Genomic DNA, 20,736 nt, shown 5'->3' with positions numbered 1-20,736 from the left:
ATTCAATCATTTATATTAAAATCTAATCTTCAAATTCCAATTATCATGATCGCTAATATCATACAAAGTTTCCAAGTACAATTTAACCTCAGGGTTTTCTTGGACCAGAACTTTGTAAGGTTCTGACGCATGCAGCTTATCTAATTGCGCTTTTGAAATATGATTCTTCCCAGTAAAGAAGTTATAATTCATCTTACTAAACAACTTTCCCATTTTTCGAATCAAATCCAAGCTATTATGATACTTATTTAAATCTTTTTGCATCAAATTTGCTGCTAAACTACCTAGCTGAATATTTTCCAAATAATCATGAAAATGCGTTAACGTCCAATTCTGCTTTTCTTTTTCACTAAGATATGGACTCATATCAAAACTATGACGACGATATTCTAAATTATTTTTCTTAATATGAACTTCGCCATAGCCTTGATCAGTTGAACAAAATGAAGAGCTGACAATTTCACTAGTTGGTGTTGGAATTTGTGGCCCTAAAATATTTTGTGCATGAATATGTCCTGAAAATACTAGCTTAACACCATATCGGCCAAATAATCGTCGTATTTCATTTGCATTATCTAAGACGTAGCTCTTATTAACTGCAGGATTATGAGCGTACAAATTATGATGCATAAAGACAATTGGATGCAGCGACTTTTCTTGCGCTAAGCGTAATTGATTTTCAAACCACTTTAATTGCTCTTTGCCAATCTTTCCATGCGTAGCTGGTGCTGTAGTTGATTCCTCGCTGCCATAAATATTGGAGTCTAGCATGATAAGCAAAAAGTCAGAATTTAATTGCTGACTATAAGCAAGCGAGCTATCATCTTCACTTAGCGCGCCTTTATATGATTCTCTAAAAATATTTTTCCAAAATAGTGGCGAAATTTGACCAGCATAATACTGCTTTTTACCGCGAAATTCGCGTGCCCAGCCATCATAGATATCATGGTTGCCTGGCAGGATTAATAACTTAGTTTTTCCTTTTAGCGGTTTAAATATTTCCGCAAAACGTTGAGCAGATACGCGTTCACCATTAAAAGTCACATCCCCAGTAACAATAATTGCATCCGGCTTTTTATCAAGCGCCTTTTTGACGAAAGCGCTCAGCACTACTTCTTGATAATACAAGTCTTTACCTTGACTCGTTTTTTGCATTTGCGAAAAGGCTTGCCCATTATCATGAAGGCTATCGGCAATCAAATGCGTATCCGAAATCACCCAAAATTTTGCTGCATCATTTTCTGTAATCATTTTAATTAACGTTTTCTAGCATTAGCCCAATATTGATAGTAATCGGTTCTCAAATTACCATTATAAAACTTACGCTTCTTAGTAGCAGTTGCACCAAAGAATTTTTCAAATTGCGGATCTGAAGTTAAATAATACTGACTAAAACTAGTCAATGGACGTAAAGTTTGCCCCATTTCTTCATAGATCTTTTCAGCTGCTTGACGGTCCTTTAATCGTTTACCATATGGTGGGTTGGCAATAATGACGCCATTTTCTAAGTCAGTAGCAAAGTCTTTAACTGCTACTTGCTTAAACTTAATATCTTGCAATACTCCAGCATTATGCGCATTGACTTTGGCAATTTCTAAGATTGATTGATCGATATCACTAGCTAAAATTGGTGCATGTTCGCTTTTTTCTTGCGCTTTTGCTTGCTCAACTAATTCAGGATGCAACTTTTTGTCAAACCAATCAAAATTATCAAAAGCAAACTTGCGCCAAATTCCGGGAGCAACATTTTTCGCAATTAAAGCTGCTTCAATTGCTATTGTTCCAGAACCAGTCATCGGATCAATAAATGGGTGGCTGCCGTCAAACGGAGTTAGTTCAATAAGACCTGCCGCAAAGTTTTCTTTTAATGGAGCTCCACCATGTTCAACGCGATAGCCTCGCTTAAACAAACTTGGACCTGTCGTATCCAAACTTAAACGCACGATATCTTTATTAATATGTACATCTAAAGGATACTCGCTACCGCTTTCTGGCAAAAAGCCACGTCTGTAATATTGATCGACCATTTTATTAACAATCGCTTTTTTGACGATTGATTGTACATCAGGTTCTGAATGCAGCTTACTTCTTACGCTACGTCCCTTAACTGGAAACTTGGCATCAACTGGCAAAAGCATTTCCCAATCATAGCTATAAGTTTCTTCATAAAGCGTATCAAAATCAGTAGCTTTAAATTCTTTTAATAAGATCTTTACGCGGTCAGCGCTTCTAAGCCAAAGATTAGTTTTAACAATATCTTCTTGGCTTCCTTCAAAAAAGACACGACCATTTTCAGTTTTAGTTTCATATCCTAAATTGTTTAATTCTTTGGCTACGATGCTTTCAAAACCTGCACCCATCGTAGCGTATAAAGTGTATTTCTTCATATTATATAATCTCTTTTTTTCTATAAAAAAAGGTTGAGCAAGAAGCTCAACCGACCATACAAGTTTCTATAAGCCACGTTCTGTTCCAGTAAAGCTTGGTCAACCTTTACCTTCAGCAACCATCTATCTTCATTAAAAAATGATCCCATCTTTAGTTCAATTCCTTAGATGGAGACGCCCCTACCAAATTTGGGTTGCCCGCTTGCAGGGTTTACCTCGTTCCACCAGCCAAGTTTCCTCGACTGCTTCGTCACTGTGGCACTTTTCAGGATAGTAACGCATGTCCGAAGATTTAGCGCTTTTTCCGCCGTGATCCAAAATGGATCCCGCAGCTTATTAGGCTGGGTACAAAAACTACGAGCATCGCAGCTCGTGCGTGCGTGGACTTTCCTCAGCTAACAAAAGTTAACCGCGATTGCTCAAAACTTGCTTTTACATTATACCATATTAATTTGCTTGGTAAGTTCTATCTTGAGCATTCATTCTTTGCTCAAGATTGTAAACTTTTCTTTCAAGCGTAGAAATTCTCTGAAGCATAGCCACATTTGTAGTGATTTCCGAACTTTCAGGCTCAGTTGAATAAGAATTCATATTTGAACCATAAGAACTTGAAGTAGGACGATAAGTCTTAACATCGTCTTCAGGTTCAGCCTTAACGCTGCGTTGCTGAGCATTTGATAATTCAGATTTTAATTCGCTTATTTGACTTTGCAAACCTTCAATAATATTTGCAAAAACTTCGTAATCAGAAATTATAGTATCAAGATAGCTATCAACCTCATCTTGATCATAACCCTTCATCTTTGAACGAAATTGCTTTTTCAAAATTTCGTTAGGTGTTAATTGCACATCATTTAAACTTGCCATACTAAATTAGCTCCTTCGAATCTTATTTTAACAAAAAGAACTCATTAAAAAAACTAAGAAATCATTAATAATAAAAAAATCTATATTATTTAATAAAAATCAGGATTATGATTTTCACTATATTCCTCAGCAACATCCTGCAGATCATAAAAATCAATCAGGTCTAATGGATAATCTTTTTGTTTTTGATATTTTTGAATTAGATCATAATCAAAATGCGGTTTACCAGGATGTTCGGGATCATAAATAAGCAGCGCCCGATCAGTATGATTAATCATAAAGTTTTGATAATTACGCAGCTGCATTGGACCTTGATAAGGAGAATTAGACGTAGTTGCAAAAAAATCCACTTCTTGCTTTAATTTAGAAAAAGCAGCTTGGTTAGTTTCATTCCAACGTTTTGAGAAGTCAATATATGGTGCAATTAACGAAGTATGTAAAGTATATTCATTTCTTAATTCGTTAGCTGCCTCTAGCCCCCACTGCTCGACCCCTAAATTAGGACCAGAAATAACCCAATCAAGTTGTCCTTCATCTAAAAGGCGTTTTAGATAATTTTGGATAGCATATTTAATGACAACAATCTTTTTATCCTTGGGGCTAAAGACGCTTAATTCAAATCCTCGATATCCTGAAATCCATAAACGCTGCAATTTATTTATACCTCATTCTTTATCAGATAATTAATTTGTTATAATGCTAACAGGAGTGAATACGATGGTCAAATATCCTACTGGTAGTTTAACGCCATATGCTAAAGAAAATAATAAACCTTTTTCTTTGCAAAACAAAAATAAACATAAGAAAGCAAAAAGTAGTGTCAACTTTTCTGATCGTGGGATGACGCTAGAACAACAAATCAACGAATCGAATAAGTTTTATCTCATTCAAGATATTGCTGTAGTTCATAAAAAACCTACCCCCGTTCAGATCGTAAAAGTTGATTACCCCAAACGCTCACGTGCTGTAATTAAAGAAGCCTATTTTAGACAAGCTTCTACAACAGATTACAATGGCGTATATAAAGGATTCTATTTAGATTTTGAAGCAAAAGAAACACGCAATAAAGCATCTTTTCCGCTAAAAAACTTTCATGAGCACCAGATCGTTCATTTAGACAAGTGCTTAAAACAAAAAGGAATCTGCTTTACAATAATCAAATTCGTAAGTCTAAATAGGTATTTTGTTACTCCAGCCAGCTTTATCATTAATGCCTGGAATCAAATTGATAAAAGTTCAGTAACATTAGATGAAATTATTCAAAATTCATATGAAATAAAGAGTGGATATCGTCCTACTCTTCCTTATTTAGACGTTGTTGACAAATTTATTTTAGATAGGAATTAAACAATGGCAGAAAATAATCAAAATTCACGTATGGCTAATTACCACCGAAATAAAAAACCAAGAAAAAGGCTCTGGGTGCAAATAATTAAATGGCTATTCATTGCTGTTTTAGTCGTTATTGTTGGTGGCGTGGGATTATTTGCTTACTACGCCAAAGACGCTCCAAGTATTTCTCAAAATGAATTACAAAGTGGTGGCACTTCTAGTCTTTATACTAATGATGGAAAATTCTTGCTTTCCTTAGGTTCAGAAAAAAGAAACTATGTAACTGACAAAGAAATTCCACAACAATTAAAAGATGCGATCATTTCAGTTGAAGATCGACGCTTTTATAAGGAAGGTTTAGGATTAGACCCAATTAGAATTGTTGGTTCCGTCTTAATCAATGCTCGCTCTAATAGCGTGGCTGCCGGAGGTTCCACCATTACCCAACAGCTAGTCAAACTATCTGTTTTTTCAACTTCTGCATCGCAAAGAACATTACGTAGAAAAGCTCAAGAAGCTTGGCTATCTATGAAAGTTGAAAGAGAATTTTCTAAAGATCAAATTCTTGAATTTTACATCAACAAAGTGTTCATGAATTATGGTAATTATGGTATGGGAACGGCAGCTCAATACTATTATGGCAAGAGTTTAAAGCAATTAGACCTAGCTCAAACTGCTCTTTTAGCTGGGATGCCGAATGCACCTGTGAAATATAATCCATATCTATATCCAGAAGCCGCAAAATATCGTCGCGATATCGTATTAAAAACCATGCTTTCTAACAAAAAAATCACGAAAGCTCAATACAACCAAGCTGTTAATGAGCCAATTACTCAAGGCTTAGTTGCTCAAAAGAATAATATTGAATCTAATTTACGTAAAGTTGACGATCCATATATAAAGGAAGTAATTAACGAAGTTAAACAAAAAGGTTTCAATCCTTATACTGACAATCTAAAGATCACCGTCAATATTGATCAAGATGCTCAACAGCATTTGTATGATTTAGCAAACAATGGTGAAGTTCCTTTTACTAACGACAAGATGCAAGTTGGTGCAACTATTGTCGATCCAAATAATGGTCATGTGATAGCTATCATCGGTGGTCGTAAGTTGCCAGCTGTCCAATTAGGATTAAACCGCGCTGTTCAAACTGGTCGCTCTACTGGTTCTTCTATTAAGCCAGTTCTCGACTTTGCACCAGCAGTTGAATATCTCAACTGGGGTACTTCTCACATGCTGGACGATACTAAGTACATTTATCCTGGTACTAATATTCAGCTTTATGACTGGGACAACACTTACATGGGACGCATCACGATGCGCAAAGCTTTAGAGCAATCACGTAACGTCCCAGCCGTAAGAACATTATCAAAAGTTGGTTTAAATCGCGCTGCCTTATTTGCTAGAAAGATGGGAATCAATGTTGGTTCCGACGCTGGTTTATCTGTTGCTATCGGAGCCAATGCATCATCTCTTCAAATGGCTGGTGCTTATGGCGCCTTTGCCAACAATGGTGTTTACCACAAGCCGCAATTTGTTTCTAAGATTGAAACCGCAGATGGTTTAACTCATAATTATGATAGTTCTGGTACTAAAGTCATGAAACACTCTACTGCTTATATTATGACTAACATGCTAAAGGACGTTTTAACAAAAGGCTCTGGTACGGCTGCTAAAATTTCTGGCCTTCATGAAGCTGGTAAAACTGGTAGTGTTAAGTATTCTGATGAAGACTTAGTAAAATTCCCACAATATGCTAATACTCCTAAAGATTCTTGGTTTGTTGGATATACTAAGGCCTACTCTATCGGAATTTGGACCGGCTATGACAACTTAAAAGACGGTACAATATCTGGCAGCGGTGAACAATCTGCCCAAATTCTTTATAAGCAAATGATGTCTTATTTAATGAAGAATAAAGAAAACAAAGATTGGAAGAAACCATCTACTGTAGTTAAGCGTCGTATTGTAAATGGTACGGCTCGTAGAGTTGCTTCACCAACTTCACACAACTTTACTTGGCAACTCTTTGTCAAAGGACACGCTCCAGCAAATCCATACCATGAAACTAAAGACGACAATGATGACGATGAAGAAATAGATTCTCACTTTGATACTGACAGTAGCGATCGTACAACTACCACAATTGAATCAAGCAATGAAAGTGGCTCAACCAGTCAATCTCATAATGAGGATTCTGATAAGAATTCTAATACTGACAATAAAGACAATAATTCATCACAAGATTCAAATTCAAAGCCAGCTGATAACGCGCAAAATAATTCTACTCAATCAAATAACACTTCTTCAACAACTAATAATTCAAATAATCAAACAAATACGAATCAAAATAACTCCAGTCAAGGAGACGCAAATAATGCTAACAACAATCATTAGAATTCAATAAGTATAACAAAAGACCGGTAATCAAATTGAAATGATTATCGGCCTTTTGTTTTTATATAATTAATTAAAATTATTTATTTTCTGGTAAGAAATGATATGGATTTTTATCTTTGCTTCTAGCAGGCATTGTATAGCGCCCAAATAAAATCATCGCATGGTGTGTTTTAATCCATTCATCTTTTGGTAATAACTCTTCTAATCTTACTTCAACATCATGGGGCTTAGCATTTTGAGAAACTATCTTAAAAGCCTTAGAAATACGTGATACGTGAGTATCGACGGCAATAGCTGGCACCTTAAATCCTTCTGCTAAGACAACGTTAGCAGTTTTTTCTCCGACGCCAGGTAACTGCATAAGTAATTTTTTATCTTTAGGAATTTGCCCATCATATTTTTCAGAAATAATAGTAGCGGTTTCTTTTAAGTGCTTAGCTTTACTTCTAAATAAACCAATAGTTTTAATATGCTCTTCAATCTCGTTAATTTTGGCTTGAGCCAAAGCGAAACTATCAGGATAGTCCGCAAATAATTTTGGCGTAACTGAATTAACCATCTTATCGGTAGTCTGTGCACTCATTAAAACAGCGCAGAGTAAATGAAACTTAGTATCCCAATGAAGCTCACCTTTTGCGTCAGGATACAAACTCAAAATTCTTTTTAAAACATCTCTTGCCTGTTCATCGCTTATTAATTCATCATTTACCATATTTTTCTACTCATTTCTTTGTAAATAATTTTTGACTTGATCAGGAGACTTTAAACTATGCCGCTGCCAATTTAGCAAGATTCTATCAACATATTTAAAGTTATAAACTTGAGCTAAAATTGCTTCTCTTAAAGCCATTTTAACTAAATCTGGATCATAATGGTCAACATTAATCCAAGCAGCTACTTCTTGTCTTTCAATTGGACTTAACAATCTGCCAAATTCAATTTCGAATTGTCTAATTAACGTTTGAATTGGATCAGTTGGATTAGTATTTATATTTTGTTTAGAACTGCTATTTACTTGAGTATCTTTGACAAATTTATCTAGTTTTTCATAAAGCGGATCCAAATTGTAGTAGTTGCTGATCTTACCATCATCATTATTATCTTGTTCTAAACTCAGCAGTCCCTTATCCAGCAATCCTTGAATAAGTTCAGAAACTTCAATTGGCGATAAACTCATTTTTGAAGCTAATAACTTATCGCTGGGAAAAGTATTGCCCTTTTGGATGCTAGCTTCAATTTGAATTAAGAGCACAACTTCAGTTTCAGTTAAGCTTAACTGACTATAATAAGATAAAAGTACGTTTGAGATAACGGCAAACCCTATTTTTCGGTAGTTATTATAAGATCCCATTTCTTTCCTTTCAAAAAGAGTTGAACTAGCAGCTGCCAATTCAACTCTTTTTTAATTATCTAAAATTTATTATGGTTGCATTCTGTTGATTAATCTTGGGAATGGAATAGCTTCACGAATGTGGTCAAGGTGACATACCCAAGCAATAGTACGTTCAAATCCCATACCAAATCCAGAATGAGGAACACCACCGAATTTACGAAGATCAAGATACCATTGGTAATCGTCTAAGTTAAGACCAGCATCTTCGATTTGTTGCTTCAAAATATCGTAGTTACCTTCACGTTCTGACCCACCGAAGATTTCACCGTAGCCTTCTGGTGCAATAACATCAGCACATAAGTATTCCTTAGGATTATCAGGATTCTTCTTCATATAAAATGGTTTAATTGAAGTTGGGTAATTCATGATAAATACAGGACGGTCAAATTGTTCTGAGATGTAACCTTCATCAGGGGCACCAAAGTCATCGCCCCATTTAATATCACGACCAGCATCTTGAAGCATCTTGATGGCATCATCATAAGAAAGACGAGTGAAGTTACCTTCAGTAGTTGGACGTAATTTTTCAGGATCTCTACCCAAAAGCTTAAGTTCGTATTCGTTGTTTTCAAGAACTTTCTTAACCATGTAAGCTAAGTATCTTTCTTGAATATCTAAAGATTCGTCTTGGTGCATCCAAGCCATTTCTGGTTCCATCATCCAGAATTCAGTCATGTGACGGCGACCTTTTGATTCTTCAGCTCTAAATGTTGGGCCAAAAGTAAAGATCTTACCATATGCCATAGCACCTGCTTCACCGTACAATTGACCAGATTGTGATAAGTAAGCGTCATTATTGAAGTATTCTACGTGGAATAATTGAGTAGTACCTTCTGGAGCTGAGTGCATGAAAATAGGTGCATCAAACTTGATAAAGCCTTCTTTTTCGAAGAATTCAACAGTAGCTTTAAACATGGTATTTCTGATTTGCATAATTGCAAATGGACGACGACTTCTTAACCATAAGTGACGGTTATCTAAAAGAAAGTCTACACCGTGTTCCTTATTGCCAATTGGGTAACCTTCATTATTGGAGATTACTTCAATATCAGAAATTTGGATTTCATAACCAAATTTTGAACGTTCATCACGGTGAATTTTACCAGTGATATACATACTTGCTTCTTGGTGCAAGTTCTTAGCTGCTTCAAAAACTTCTTCTGAAACATTATTCTTTAATACAACACCTTGAAAGAAAGCAGTACCATCACGTAATTGTAAGAACATGATCTTACCGCTTGAACGCTTGTCTGTTAACCAAACGTGCATCTTAACTTCTTGATCAACGTGTTGAGATGAATCTTTAATTGAAATTAATTCTGTCATTGTTAACCAACCTTTATGAATAAACTAGTTCAATTTTATCTTTTAGCGCTTAATTTTGCAATAGCCGGTAAATTGACTACTTAATAATTTAAATATTATCTACGTAAAATAATTCACGTCCAGTCTTAAAACTGATAATGGCATAACCATAATTGCCATTATCTTTTTTATAAGAAATCTCCCAGACTGGCTTATCCTTGTACCAGCCAAATTCCACTTTCAAATTATCATGGCCGAGATGTAAATTATTAAACCGTGCAGTAGCTTGAGAGCAACTCAATCCTTTACTTGCTTGATAAAGATAGGCTTTTTTATTTTTAGGCAGATAAACAAAATAATACTTTTTACCCTTTTTATCTGTTCCTTCTAAACTATCGCTAACTACGTCGCGGCTTAAATGATATTGACGTTGAACATTAACAATCGGCGTTTTAGACAGCGCAATATCTTTACTTGTTTTTTCTTGAGCACGAGTAGGATGAGTGGCAGCTAAAAATACTGCAAAACATACTAAATAAATAATTAGCAGCGTTAATACTGTCCCACCTAAATATTTAAAAAAGGTCTTTAATCGCTCATTCATTAATACTTTCATCCTTCAATATTTGATTTATTTGTTTGAGATCTACTTTCTTTGCACCAACAGGCAAACTTTCTAAAAAGCGCCGACCATAATTTTTGTACCAAATTCGCTGATCAAGGATTATAAAAATACCATGATCACGTTCATTTCTAATTAAACGGCCGCAGCCCTGTCTAAAACGAATCAATGCTCGTGGCAAAGTATCGACTTCAAAAATTTGATGAATCCCATATTTTGCTTTTAACTTTTCTTCCCTTAAACGAACTTCTGGTTGCTCAGGTGATTCAAACGGCAACTTAGTTACAATTGCTATGTCAACACTAGTGTCTTTGAAGTCTATTCCTTCCCAAAAGCTATTAGCTCCTAAAAGAATAGCTTTCTTAGCTATCGCAAATCTTTTGGTGATTTTTTCATTAGAGCCTGTTAAATTCTGAGCCAAAATTTCATAATCCTTAAGTTCAGACGCATTTACAATTTCAGAAAACGCTTCTTTTATTGTTTCTAAATTTGTAAATAAAACCAAAATGTGATTTTGTTTTCTAATGTTCTTAATCAAAAACTTGCCAATAGCATAACCATAATCTTCATCATTCGGATCTTGCGGAAATGTCTTGTCATTAAGTGCTAATACTTTCAAATGCTTTTCTACATTATAGGAAGCCCGCGCCTTATACACCGCTGTTTTTTCTTTATCTAACGATAATTCATTTTCCATATAGTTAAATGAGTTATTGTTCATTAAAGTAGCTGAAATAAATAATTTCTTATCAAAATAGCGATACAGTTCTTGCAACTGCTGACTTGGATCAAGCGTTAGCCATGCAATATTAGTGGACAAAGGATCTTCATAATTTGTAATTTGCAAGACAAATCCCTTTTCTCCATTATCTTTGTTATTTAGCTGATCAAGCAATAAATAAGTTTGCTCAGCATAATAATCTAAATGATCAATTTCTTCTTGCAAATCTTTGATTAAAACATCAGCACTTGTCAGCATATTCTCTTGCTGATGATAAAGCAAAAACAGAATTTGGTTTGTATTTTGTCTAACTTGCTCGATTTTATTTTGCATCAAATTCAAATCGTGCTTAAATTGATCAACATTTTCAAATAGGTCGCTACCTTGAAAAGCCAAGTCAACGCGAGTTTGTCTTTTTTCTTCTTTACTGATAGCAAAATTTTTACGGCTATATAGTCGTCTTTGTACTTGATTGATTGCATGAATTAAATCCGTAATTTGCGATTCTAATTTATCCATAATCGGTGCAAATTCTTGATCGTTACCAAAGCGTTCTTTAGCAGAATTATCTGCGTAATAAAGCATATTTCTTAAATGACTGCACATCCCCCAAAACGATTCAAATTGTAGCCCATCATTACGGCAATTAGCAACATTATCTGCAAAACGATGGGCTTCATCAACGACCAAATAAGGATTTGCACCCCAGATTGAATCCATATAGTGATTAGCCAGATAGGCATGATTAGTAATTAAAATATCAGCTTGTTCTTGACGACTTCTAGCCAAATTCCAAAAATCATAATCAGAAAATACCGTACCAACGCGCGCATCGCCAGGATGGGTAATTTGTGCAAAAAATGGCGCCTTATAGTTAGTTAATTGCAATTCATCTAAATCACCAGTTTCCGTTTCAGTAAGCCAAACTAGAATCCCCATCTGCCAAACTAAAGTTGTAATGTCTGAATTTGTTTGATAAAGAGAATTGAAAAAGCCATCTAAATCTAAATAGTGCTGACTAGACTTCACTTCTTGAGCAGTTAAATCTAAACCAGTAACCTTAATTAATTGCGGAATTTCTTGCTGCAAAATCTGATTTTGCAAGACTTTGGTAGGAGCAGCCACTACTAGTTTTCGACCTGAATATAATTGATAAGCATAAGCCATCAAATATGAAAATGTCTTGCCACTACCATTTGGGGCTTCAACAATAAGGTTTTCTTTATCTTCTTGCGTCAAAAATTCATTCAAGCGGTTAATTAACGACACTTGCCCTCTTCTAAAACGCAAATGACCTTTGAACAATTCTTTTTTAGCGGCATCGCTAGCTGGAAAAGTTGTGCGCTCAGCTCTTTCATTGCCACTAGAAATTGATTGCCTTCGAATAATTAGATTTCTTACCTGAATTAGGTTTTTATCTAAAGGACGCTTGCTGCTACGAGCAAACTGACTTATTTCTGAAAAAATATATGAGGTATCACGCAAAAGATCTTTAGATAAAGCCGTCAGAGTATTAAGCGTAGCAGTTGGTAAATTTTCCAGTTTTTTTATAATTTTAATTAATAACTTAGCTGTGACTAAAGCATCTGAATCTGCTCTATGAGGATTCAAGTGCTGGATCTTCAAGCGACTTGTCAGATCTTTTAACTTATATGATGGAAAAGTCGGAAAAGCAATTTGTGCTAATTCAACCGTATCAATAGCTCGACCGCTTAACGGCTCTAAACCGGCATTGACTAATTCATAATTTAAAAAAGGAAGGTCAAAATTCACATTATGTGCCACAAAGATCTTTTTATCTAAAATTCTGCGAATTCTCTTTGCATAAAATTTAAAGTCATGGGCACTTTTGACATCTTCATTTTTAATACCAGTCAAATTCTCAACTGATAAAGGAATTTCTTTATGAGGATTGATTAAAAATGAGTAGGTTTTGACTACTTTTCTTTTTTTAATAATCGCACATCCAAATTGAATAATGCGATCATTTTGTTGTCTTTGCGTTCCCGTAGTTTCAAGATCAACTACCGCAAAAGCGTCTTTGTCAAATGCTCTTTCCATCTTAACCCTCCTTTTTTCTACTAATCTAATTCTACAAGTTTCTGGTCATCAAGCAAAACTAAATACTTACTCTTAACTTTTTCTAAACTAAATTCATTCAAAGCTTGTTCATATAAACGTAGCTGTCCAGTATATTTTTGTTTTATTTTTTCAATTGCTTGATCTTCATGACTTTTATCTACATGGTCAGTTTTATAATCAAATAAAATAATACCATCTTCGTCTACAAAATAACCATCAATTGTTCCATGAACCAAAATTTTTGCATCAGGATCAGAAAAATTGTCAAAAATTTCACTCGCAGAAACTAAACTAGAAAATTCTTGTTCACGAACTAAATTTTCTGGATTTTGCCAAAACAGCTTTGCAAAATCTGACTGAACAAACCATTTAATTGCATCTTTAGAAATATATTCCACAATGTCTGGATTTAATTTTTTATCCTTAACTAACTGATCAATTTCTTGATTTAAGCTCACATCAATATCAGGATTTCTATAATCAAAATACTGCAAAACCAGGTGCGTAGCAGTCCCTATTTGAGCTCCAGTAAAACGATCCTCTCTTAAAAATTGTGGCTTTTCATCAATTGGTTGCAAATAGCGATTGGCAGACTGAACAAAGTGAGCATTTTCCAATTCTTTATCAATCGGATCATTAAAAGCGTTTTTTATTTCAGAGACTGCTTGATAAGCAGTCGTCTTAGTAGCATCTAAAAATGGATATTTAAAATCATATAATTTGCTTACTGTATTAATTAAGCTAGCAGAACTATCTTGGCTTTCATTTGTTTTTTGAGCTTTAGAAATAGCCGTTTCTTGAGGTACAAAATGCAGATAATAAATCTTATTTTGCGTCTCTAGACTTGGATTCATATCTTCAATTTTTTGTTCAATAAAATCATTCTGCACTAATTTTGGTCCTAAAAACTGCATAGGCGAATTTGCCTCTAATTTTGCTGATAATGGCAAGATATCGTTATGCGTAATTTCGTTAGACCATCTTTTAAAATTGTTTTCTAAATTAGTAATACTTGCACATAGAATTAGTTTTTGTCGCGCACGCGTTAAAGCAACGTACAAAATACGTGCTTCTTCTTCTAAACTCTCCTGCTTTTTTTCGGCATCAATTATTGCCTTATTTAAAGTATCTACACGCCAATTTTTTTGTTTAATTGTTAAACCTAAGCCTAACTTGCTACTGATAGAATATGGATTAGTAATATCACGCTTTTGATAATGGTGATCAAGCCCCACAACAAAAACAACCGGAAATTCTAATCCCTTAGAAGCGTGGATCGTCATCAATTGGACAGCATCAGTATTGCTGCTTAAAAGCGGCTGAGCCAAATCTTTTTGATTCTTACGCATCCGCTCAATGAAACTTACAAATTGATAAATGCCCTTAAAACCAGCAGTTTCATAAGATGTCGCTCTTTCATAAAGTGCTTCTAAGTTAACGCGGCGTTGCTGACCATTGGGTAAACCTGTAACAATTTCTAATAAGTGCGTTTTTTCATAAATTGTCCAAATAAGTTCAGAAATTCGGTGAACTGTTGCAAAATTGCGTAGTTCTTCTAATTGATTCAAAAAATCTTTGCATTTTTGTCCCAATTCATTACTTTCATTGGCATAACTTGCCACTGCTTCATAAAAGTCACCCTTACGTGATTTTATGCGAATTTGAGCTAGTTCTGGTTCTGTAAAACTGAATAATGGCGACCGTAAAACTGCAACTAGTGGAATATCTTGTCGCGGATTATCAATGATTTTGAGGTAATTCATAATCATGATTAATTCAAAAGTTTGGAAATAATTTTGCGCATCAGTAATATACAGTGGCAAATCTGCCTTGGCAAACTCTTGCATGATTTGTAAATTATCGCTGCGCGTTCTGCTTAAAATTGCAATATCACTATATTCCAAAGGTCTTTTCAAGCCATTTTTAACATCAAATACTTGAAAATTTTCCTTTTTTAATTGCTTAATGCGATCAATTACCATTTGGATTTCCGCAAAATCGTCTTGATCAATACTTTCTTGCGTCTCTTGAGCCTGCTTTTTATCGGTATATAAAAATTCTGAAGCAGACTGCAATTCATCAGGATAATAGCTCGCGCCAAAGATTAATTGACCTTCTTTTTGATAGTCAATTCCACCAAAATCAGAAGTCAGAATTGTGTTAAACAACTTATTAACTGTTTGCGTGACATTTTTACTTGAACGGAAATTATCAGCTAAAATAATTCGTTCACTATCATCTGAATCATCTTTAAAAGCATGATATTTTTCCAAAAACAGCTGTGGTTTTGCTTGTCTAAAACCGTAAATAGACTGCTTAACATCCCCCACCATAAACAAAGAATTCTTGCCATCAGCTTTCAAAGACTGGATGATTTTTTCCTGTAATTCGTTAACGTCTTGGTATTCATCAATCAAAATTTCAGAAAAGAGATTTTGATAATAGTCTCTTGCTAATTCAGACTTCGAACTATCTTGATTCAAAATCTGAAAAGCTAAGTGTTCCATATCAGTATAATCGACTAAATTTTGCTCTCTCTTAAGTTTATTAAAGCGGTCAATAAATTCAGCTTCAACGTTGGCAATTGTTTTAACCAATTGTTTTGCTTTTTTCATTAAAGAAATTTGATCGCCTTCTGGCAAAACATAAAAATGCGCAAAAATCTGCTTTAATTGCTTGTTTGTTTCAGCCTTGAAGTTGCTGCTTTCTTCATAGATATCGAGCAAGTCTTCATCCCACTTGCTTGATTTACGGTATCTACCTTGAAATTGACAAGCTCTAAACAGCACTCTTTGCGTTTCATAATCTTTATCTGATTTAATAGCTACAATTAAATTTTCCAGTTGCGTATTGAAATCTGAAAAACTTTCATTTACCTTAGCTAATTCTTTTGTTTGAAATTGACTACTTTCTAAAAAATAAGTCATTTTTTCAGAAATAGGTGCTAATTTATTTAACAAAAGTGGCTTGATATTATCTTGCCAAAGCTTGCTGGTTATTAATTTATCGCCTATTTCATAATATTCATCTAACTGATTCAAAAATTGCTCATAATTTGGCTGAGCCATAGCCGTAAAATAAAGATCAAATAACAGGTCATGGGCCGTGTCTACTTCACGATCGCCAGAAAAATTATCATAAAAATCAATAAAGTTTTGATCTGAATCTTCTAAATGCTTTTTTTCGAGTTCAGTTAATGCTCGCTCCTGCAAAAGAGTGCCCTGTGTTTCATCAGTTAAAATTGAAAAGCTCGGGTCTAAGTCAATCACATAGTAAAACCGTCTGATAACGTCCAGACAAAAAGCATCAATAGTTGAAATATTAGCTGTATCAACATTTAATAGTTGTTCACGCAAAAAGTTATTATTCGGGTCTTTTTCAAGTCTATTATTTAACTCGTTCTTAATTCTTTCTTTCATTTCGCTGGCAGCAGCTTTAGTAAAAGTAATGATTAATAAACTAGTTATTGGCGTGCCAGATAATACTTTTTGTAGCACTCTTTCAACTAAAACTGTAGTTTTTCCAGAACCAGCAGAAGCTGAAACTAAGATGTCTTTTCCATGATCATATATGGCTTTTTCCTGTTGAGGAGTAAAACTTGGCATATTATTTTCCTTTCTCAGGATCTAATGTTTTCTCAATAAGTTCTAATAATTCTTTTTTATTTAAGGAGTTTATTTTGTGGTAATTGTTTTCTTTAAGCATCGCATCAAAGAAGAAAATATCTTTATAGTCAGAATATTGCAGTGGCGTGCGACTGTTGTAAGAATAAGGATTTAGCTCAATCTTGCCTGACAAAATATTTTTTGCCGCTTTCTTAATTAGGTAAGCATTATAAGCCAAAATTTGCTCTAATTGCTCTTTATTAAAGCTAGTCAAACTTGGATAAGTAAAACTGCCGTTGACTTTCTTACGGATGCTATTATAGAGCTCACTAATTGCCCGATCGCCCTTTAAATTAGGTTCTGCCTCTTCTAATAATTCATCATCTGCCACTAAAATTCCGTTATATAGCAACTTTGGCGAATTGATTTTATCCATATCCTTGATTTGAAAATCGCTAGTAATATTGGAATCTGAATTTAATTTTTCTAAATGCTGAGTCACAGTTTGATAAAAGGCGCCTAAGATATCCAGTTCTTCATCTTGAGCAAAAAAGCGTTGATTATTCTTTAATACATCTAAATAAGAAATCATCTGCATCGATATACCATTAGCAAATAGTCCCAAATCAAACTTTTTAGCAGAAGACTTATAATCAATTACTTGGCCCAAGACAGACTTATCAAGTTGAGCTAAATCAACTCGGTCCATCTTTCCTCGTAAATCAATCTTATTAATGCCTAGATCTGTCTGAACTTGATAATCTAAGCCTTTAACTTCTTGGTTTCGACCAAAGCTTAATTCAGAATATGCTGGGCGAAAGACAGTCTTTTTCAAATTACGGTGCCAAAACTTAGCAACATTAGCGGTAGTTTGATCAAGTTTATGGAATAAATACTTATTAAATGGATCATTTAAAAGCTGCTTATATTGTCCTTTTTCTTGCATAGCTTCATGAATTTTAACTAAAAGAGAATTAAGCTCTTGCTCGCTTAATGAAGCTAAATCAAGGTGCTGAGCTTTAATGATTTTGACTAATTGATCAAAAGTTTCATGGTAGTAATTTCCTGCTTGAACAACATCTAATTCATTTTCGAATCTTTTTCTTAATGACAGCCCATAATTCAAAAAGTACTCGAATGAGTTTTCATAATATGTTTCAAGTTGAGAAACCGAAGTTTCGATATTTTTACCATATAAACTTTGCGCAAGCTGCGCACTTAAAGATTGCGGAATATTCTTAAAATCACTGGCACTCAGAACACGCTTAGTTAATTTAGGAATCTTTTCTTGGGTTAACTTAAGTAAGCCGGCTACTTGTCCAATATTTTCTTTACGTAAGTATGACAAATATCCTAAGCTAGCACGCGCATTGGTAATGAAAGATAAAATTTGATTTTCTTGATGCGGTAAATCATGCTGTAAATATTCTTCTTCATCAAGTCTAGCTAAAAGCTGCTTGTAATAAATTGAAGGCTGCAATTTTTCATTAGCTGTATTTAAAACAGGATAAGAAATATATAAATGATCGCTTGCTAGTGATAAAGCCAGGCCGAATTGATAATTTTGATCTAAATTATTAACCTTTTTCTGATTTTCGATTTGCTGGCTTTCATCTAAATTGGCATTGATTTTTTCAAAATCCTCATTAGTAAAAAAGCCAGGAATCTTTTCAATATTAGGAATATTTGAACTTGTAGCTCCTAAAATAAAGACTTGCTTATAGTCATTATTTTGCACCATTCCCATTTCTGATAAGTTGACTGCATCAAGGGCTGACGGAATTTGTGAAAAACTTGCTTCGCCAAAACCACTAATCAACAATTCAAAAAATGATTCAATATCAAATTCATCATTAATCAAAAGATAATCTTTAAGCAGTTGATTTAAAGTAGTCCAAACTTGTTCAGGCTGCTGAGCGAGCTGCAAATTGCCTTCTTCGCTAGCTTTTTGACGCCAATTTTCTAATCTTTTAGCAACGCCATTTTTGATTAAAAAGTTCCAAAAAATAGTCAATGCAGCTTGCGGATCTTGTTCTTGTTCTAACTCATCAAACAAATCTGTAATCTGTTTAACAAAATATTCGCGAATCCGATCTAGTTGCTCTACTTGCCCTAATGAATCATCTAAAGCAATGACATGGGCATCTACAAAGTTAGTTAAATTCCTACGCCACAAATTTTGATTAATTCCATGAGCTAAAACAAAATTTTCTAAACGATCAACATCATACTGAAAACTCGCTTCATCAACATACCAATCCGGAATAATCAAATGTGTCTTCATCAATGCTAGTAGATTGGTCGATTGCATTCCTCTTTTGTATAGCTGAAGTAAATTTTCAATAATTATTACAAGTGGGTGAAACTTCATTTGCTTTTGCAAATCATCAAAAAACGGGATGCCATTTTGCTCTAAAATTGGCGTTAAATAAGTTTCGTATTCACTCAAATCCGGTGCTAAGACTAAAAAGTCTTTATACCGGTAATTGGCTAAGGCAACTTGTTGATAAATAGTGCGCGCTACAAAATAAGCTTCGCTATAACGCGAATCTGCTTTAACAAACTGTACCATATTATCTAGGTCTGCATTTTTTAGAGATAAAGTTTTCGTCCAAACACCATTTAATTTGGTTTTATTATCTAGTTGACCTTGATTAAATTCAGAAAACGCATAATTTAAATTTTGAGTTTGCAAAAAATGCTCAAAACGTTTAATTGAATTTTGAACTACAAAGTCATAATCTCCTGCTTGGGGATTTTTATTCACTTCACCATTGCGGGTCTTAAAACTAATTGTCGTATCGCTTGCCTTTTTAGCAATCAAATTTAAAGTTAATTGTTCTTGACTAGTAAAGTGGGAGAAATCACAGAAATAAAAAGCACTGTCGGATAGATCAACTTTTACTAAATATTCATTTAAGATAAACTGCATTTCATCTTTTGTCGCAAATTTATTTGCTAGGCGTTCAATGAATAATTCGTAAATTATTTTCAAATCATGAATTTTAAACTTAGTTTCTTCATCGCTATCTTGCAAAACAACGTCGTCTAAATCTAGACTTCCCTGACGGACTAACAAAATTGCTTGATACAATTGTTTTAAAGTTCCTGAATTTATCTGCTCGCCGGTAAATAATTTTAATTTATCTTGTTTTTGTCGGACGATTTTTTCTAAAAGCATGATACTAGAAGCGTCATCCAACACTTCAGGAAGAGCTACTGGTGCATCTTTTAGAAAATACCAAGCTAATCGAGAAAAGGAAAGAATTTGTAAATTTTTGACTGCTGTCTGGTTTTGTTGTGTAAGATTTGCTAATTTAGATAGTGCTTTCACCTCTGTGGTAAATTTGATATGGTTTGGCACGATAATAAAAACTCTTTTGCTTGGATCTTGACGATATCTTTTTACCGCCAAATCTAAAATTTCATTTTGTAGTGGATCAGTTTGACGACCGGTAATAATATTGATCATAAATTTTTCTACTCCTTAAAAGTCATTTTAGCATAGAGGTCTTATAGAAAAGGATGGAAATAAAAGATGACTGAAAATAAAGTTGTAAATGTAAAAGCGCACGGAAAAGTAATTTTAATTGGTGAACATTCAGTAGTTTATGGTAAAGATGCTTTAGCTTTGCCAATAAATGCCTTAAATATTACTACTAGTGTAGAAAATTATCCAGAAAATTGGATGGACACTAATCATTATCATGGTCCATTTTTCGACGCTCCAAGTGAATACGATGGCTTAAAGTATGTTTTTGAAACTATGCTAAAAAAAGCAAACACTGATCAAACAGTTAAAGTTACTTACAGCGGTGAAATTCCAATTGAACGTGGTCTTGGGTCAAGTGCAGTGGTTGCATTAGGAACAACCAAAGCTTTAAATGAATTCTTTAATCTTAACTTATCCGAAGATGAAATCATGGAAATTACTAATCATGCTGAAATGATCAATCACGGTAAAGCTTCCGGTCTTGATGCAGCAACTGTCCATTCAGACTACTTAGTGTTCTTCAACA

At 34.3% G+C, this 20,736-nt stretch carries 14 protein-coding genes and 1 other RNA gene; 3 read left to right on the top strand and 12 right to left on the bottom strand.

The window, feature by feature from the left end; all coding sequences use genetic code 11:
• Positions 1-15 precede the first annotated feature (15 nt).
• The 5 genes from BN55_RS08840 to BN55_RS08825 form a co-directional block, all read right to left on the bottom strand.
• The gene (locus BN55_RS08840; RefSeq protein ID WP_008471773.1) at positions 16-1,251 is read right to left on the bottom strand and encodes a metallophosphoesterase; all 1,236 of its coding nucleotides are present in this window, start codon (positions 1,249-1,251) and stop codon (positions 16-18) included.
• A gap of 5 nt (positions 1,252-1,256) precedes the next feature.
• The gene (locus tag BN55_RS08835; protein ID WP_008471772.1) at positions 1,257-2,387 is read right to left on the bottom strand and encodes a THUMP domain-containing class I SAM-dependent RNA methyltransferase; all 1,131 of its coding nucleotides are present in this window, start codon (positions 2,385-2,387) and stop codon (positions 1,257-1,259) included.
• Positions 2,388-2,451: 64 nt separating this feature from the next.
• An RNA gene (gene rnpB / locus BN55_RS09875) (RNase P RNA component class B) lies at positions 2,452-2,814 on the bottom strand.
• Positions 2,815-2,834: 20 nt separating this feature from the next.
• Positions 2,835-3,254, bottom strand: coding sequence for a cell division regulator GpsB (locus tag BN55_RS08830; RefSeq protein WP_008471771.1), 420 nt, complete (start codon positions 3,252-3,254; stop codon positions 2,835-2,837).
• Between the two features lie 89 nt (positions 3,255-3,343).
• Positions 3,344-3,907: an SLOG family protein gene (locus BN55_RS08825; RefSeq protein ID WP_008471770.1), complete on the bottom strand. Its 564-nt coding sequence runs from the start codon at positions 3,905-3,907 to the stop codon at positions 3,344-3,346.
• Positions 3,908-3,971: 64 nt separating this feature from the next.
• Here BN55_RS08825 and recU point away from each other — a divergent pair, with 64 nt between their 5' ends.
• Together recU and BN55_RS08815 are read left to right on the top strand one after the other, a co-directional pair.
• Positions 3,972-4,601, top strand: a complete 630-nt coding sequence (recU, locus tag BN55_RS08820; RefSeq protein ID WP_008471769.1) for a Holliday junction resolvase RecU — start codon at positions 3,972-3,974, stop codon at positions 4,599-4,601.
• Positions 4,602-4,604: 3 nt separating this feature from the next.
• A complete protein-coding gene (locus BN55_RS08815) occupies positions 4,605-6,986 on the top strand; it encodes a transglycosylase domain-containing protein (protein WP_008471768.1) in 2,382 nt (793 codons plus the stop codon).
• A 79-nt stretch (positions 6,987-7,065) separates the two neighbouring features.
• Here the strand turns inward: BN55_RS08815 and nth are convergent, their stop codons facing one another.
• The 7 genes from nth to BN55_RS08780 form a co-directional block, all read right to left on the bottom strand.
• On the bottom strand, positions 7,066-7,701 hold the full coding sequence (gene nth / locus BN55_RS08810; protein WP_008471767.1) for an endonuclease III: 636 nt from the start codon (positions 7,699-7,701) through the stop codon (positions 7,066-7,068).
• Positions 7,702-7,707: 6 nt separating this feature from the next.
• Positions 7,708-8,340, bottom strand: a complete 633-nt coding sequence (locus tag BN55_RS08805) for a DnaD domain-containing protein (protein ID WP_040469568.1) — start codon at positions 8,338-8,340, stop codon at positions 7,708-7,710.
• A gap of 69 nt (positions 8,341-8,409) precedes the next feature.
• A complete protein-coding gene (gene asnS, locus BN55_RS08800; RefSeq protein WP_008471764.1) occupies positions 8,410-9,708 on the bottom strand; it encodes an asparagine--tRNA ligase in 1,299 nt (432 codons plus the stop codon).
• 88 nt (positions 9,709-9,796) lie between these two features.
• The gene (locus BN55_RS08795) at positions 9,797-10,291 is read right to left on the bottom strand and encodes a hypothetical protein (protein WP_008471762.1); all 495 of its coding nucleotides are present in this window, start codon (positions 10,289-10,291) and stop codon (positions 9,797-9,799) included.
• Entirely contained in the window at positions 10,284-13,091 is a 2,808-nt protein-coding gene (locus BN55_RS08790; protein WP_008471760.1) for a helicase C-terminal domain-containing protein, read from the bottom strand. Before BN55_RS08790 ends, BN55_RS08795 begins: the two co-directional genes overlap by 8 nt.
• A 20-nt stretch (positions 13,092-13,111) precedes the next feature.
• The gene (addA, locus tag BN55_RS08785) at positions 13,112-16,717 is read right to left on the bottom strand and encodes a helicase-exonuclease AddAB subunit AddA (protein WP_008471759.1); all 3,606 of its coding nucleotides are present in this window, start codon (positions 16,715-16,717) and stop codon (positions 13,112-13,114) included.
• Position 16,718: 1 nt separating this feature from the next.
• Complete coding sequence (locus BN55_RS08780) at positions 16,719-20,189, bottom strand: PD-(D/E)XK nuclease family protein (RefSeq protein WP_008471758.1); 3,471 nt, start codon at positions 20,187-20,189, stop codon at positions 16,719-16,721.
• 66 nt (positions 20,190-20,255) lie between these two features.
• Between BN55_RS08780 and BN55_RS08775 the strand changes: the two genes are divergently transcribed.
• Positions 20,256-20,736: GHMP family kinase ATP-binding protein (locus BN55_RS08775; protein WP_040469567.1), on the top strand; the 481-nt coding region annotated here is incomplete at its 3' end.

It is taken from the genome of Lactobacillus hominis DSM 23910 = CRBIP 24.179, from assembly GCF_000296835.1.
In the GTDB taxonomy this organism is placed as follows: Bacteria; Bacillota; Bacilli; order Lactobacillales; family Lactobacillaceae; genus Lactobacillus; species Lactobacillus hominis.
The sequence above is the reverse complement of the archived record's forward strand: the minus strand, read 5'-3'. Positions and strand labels throughout refer to the sequence as shown.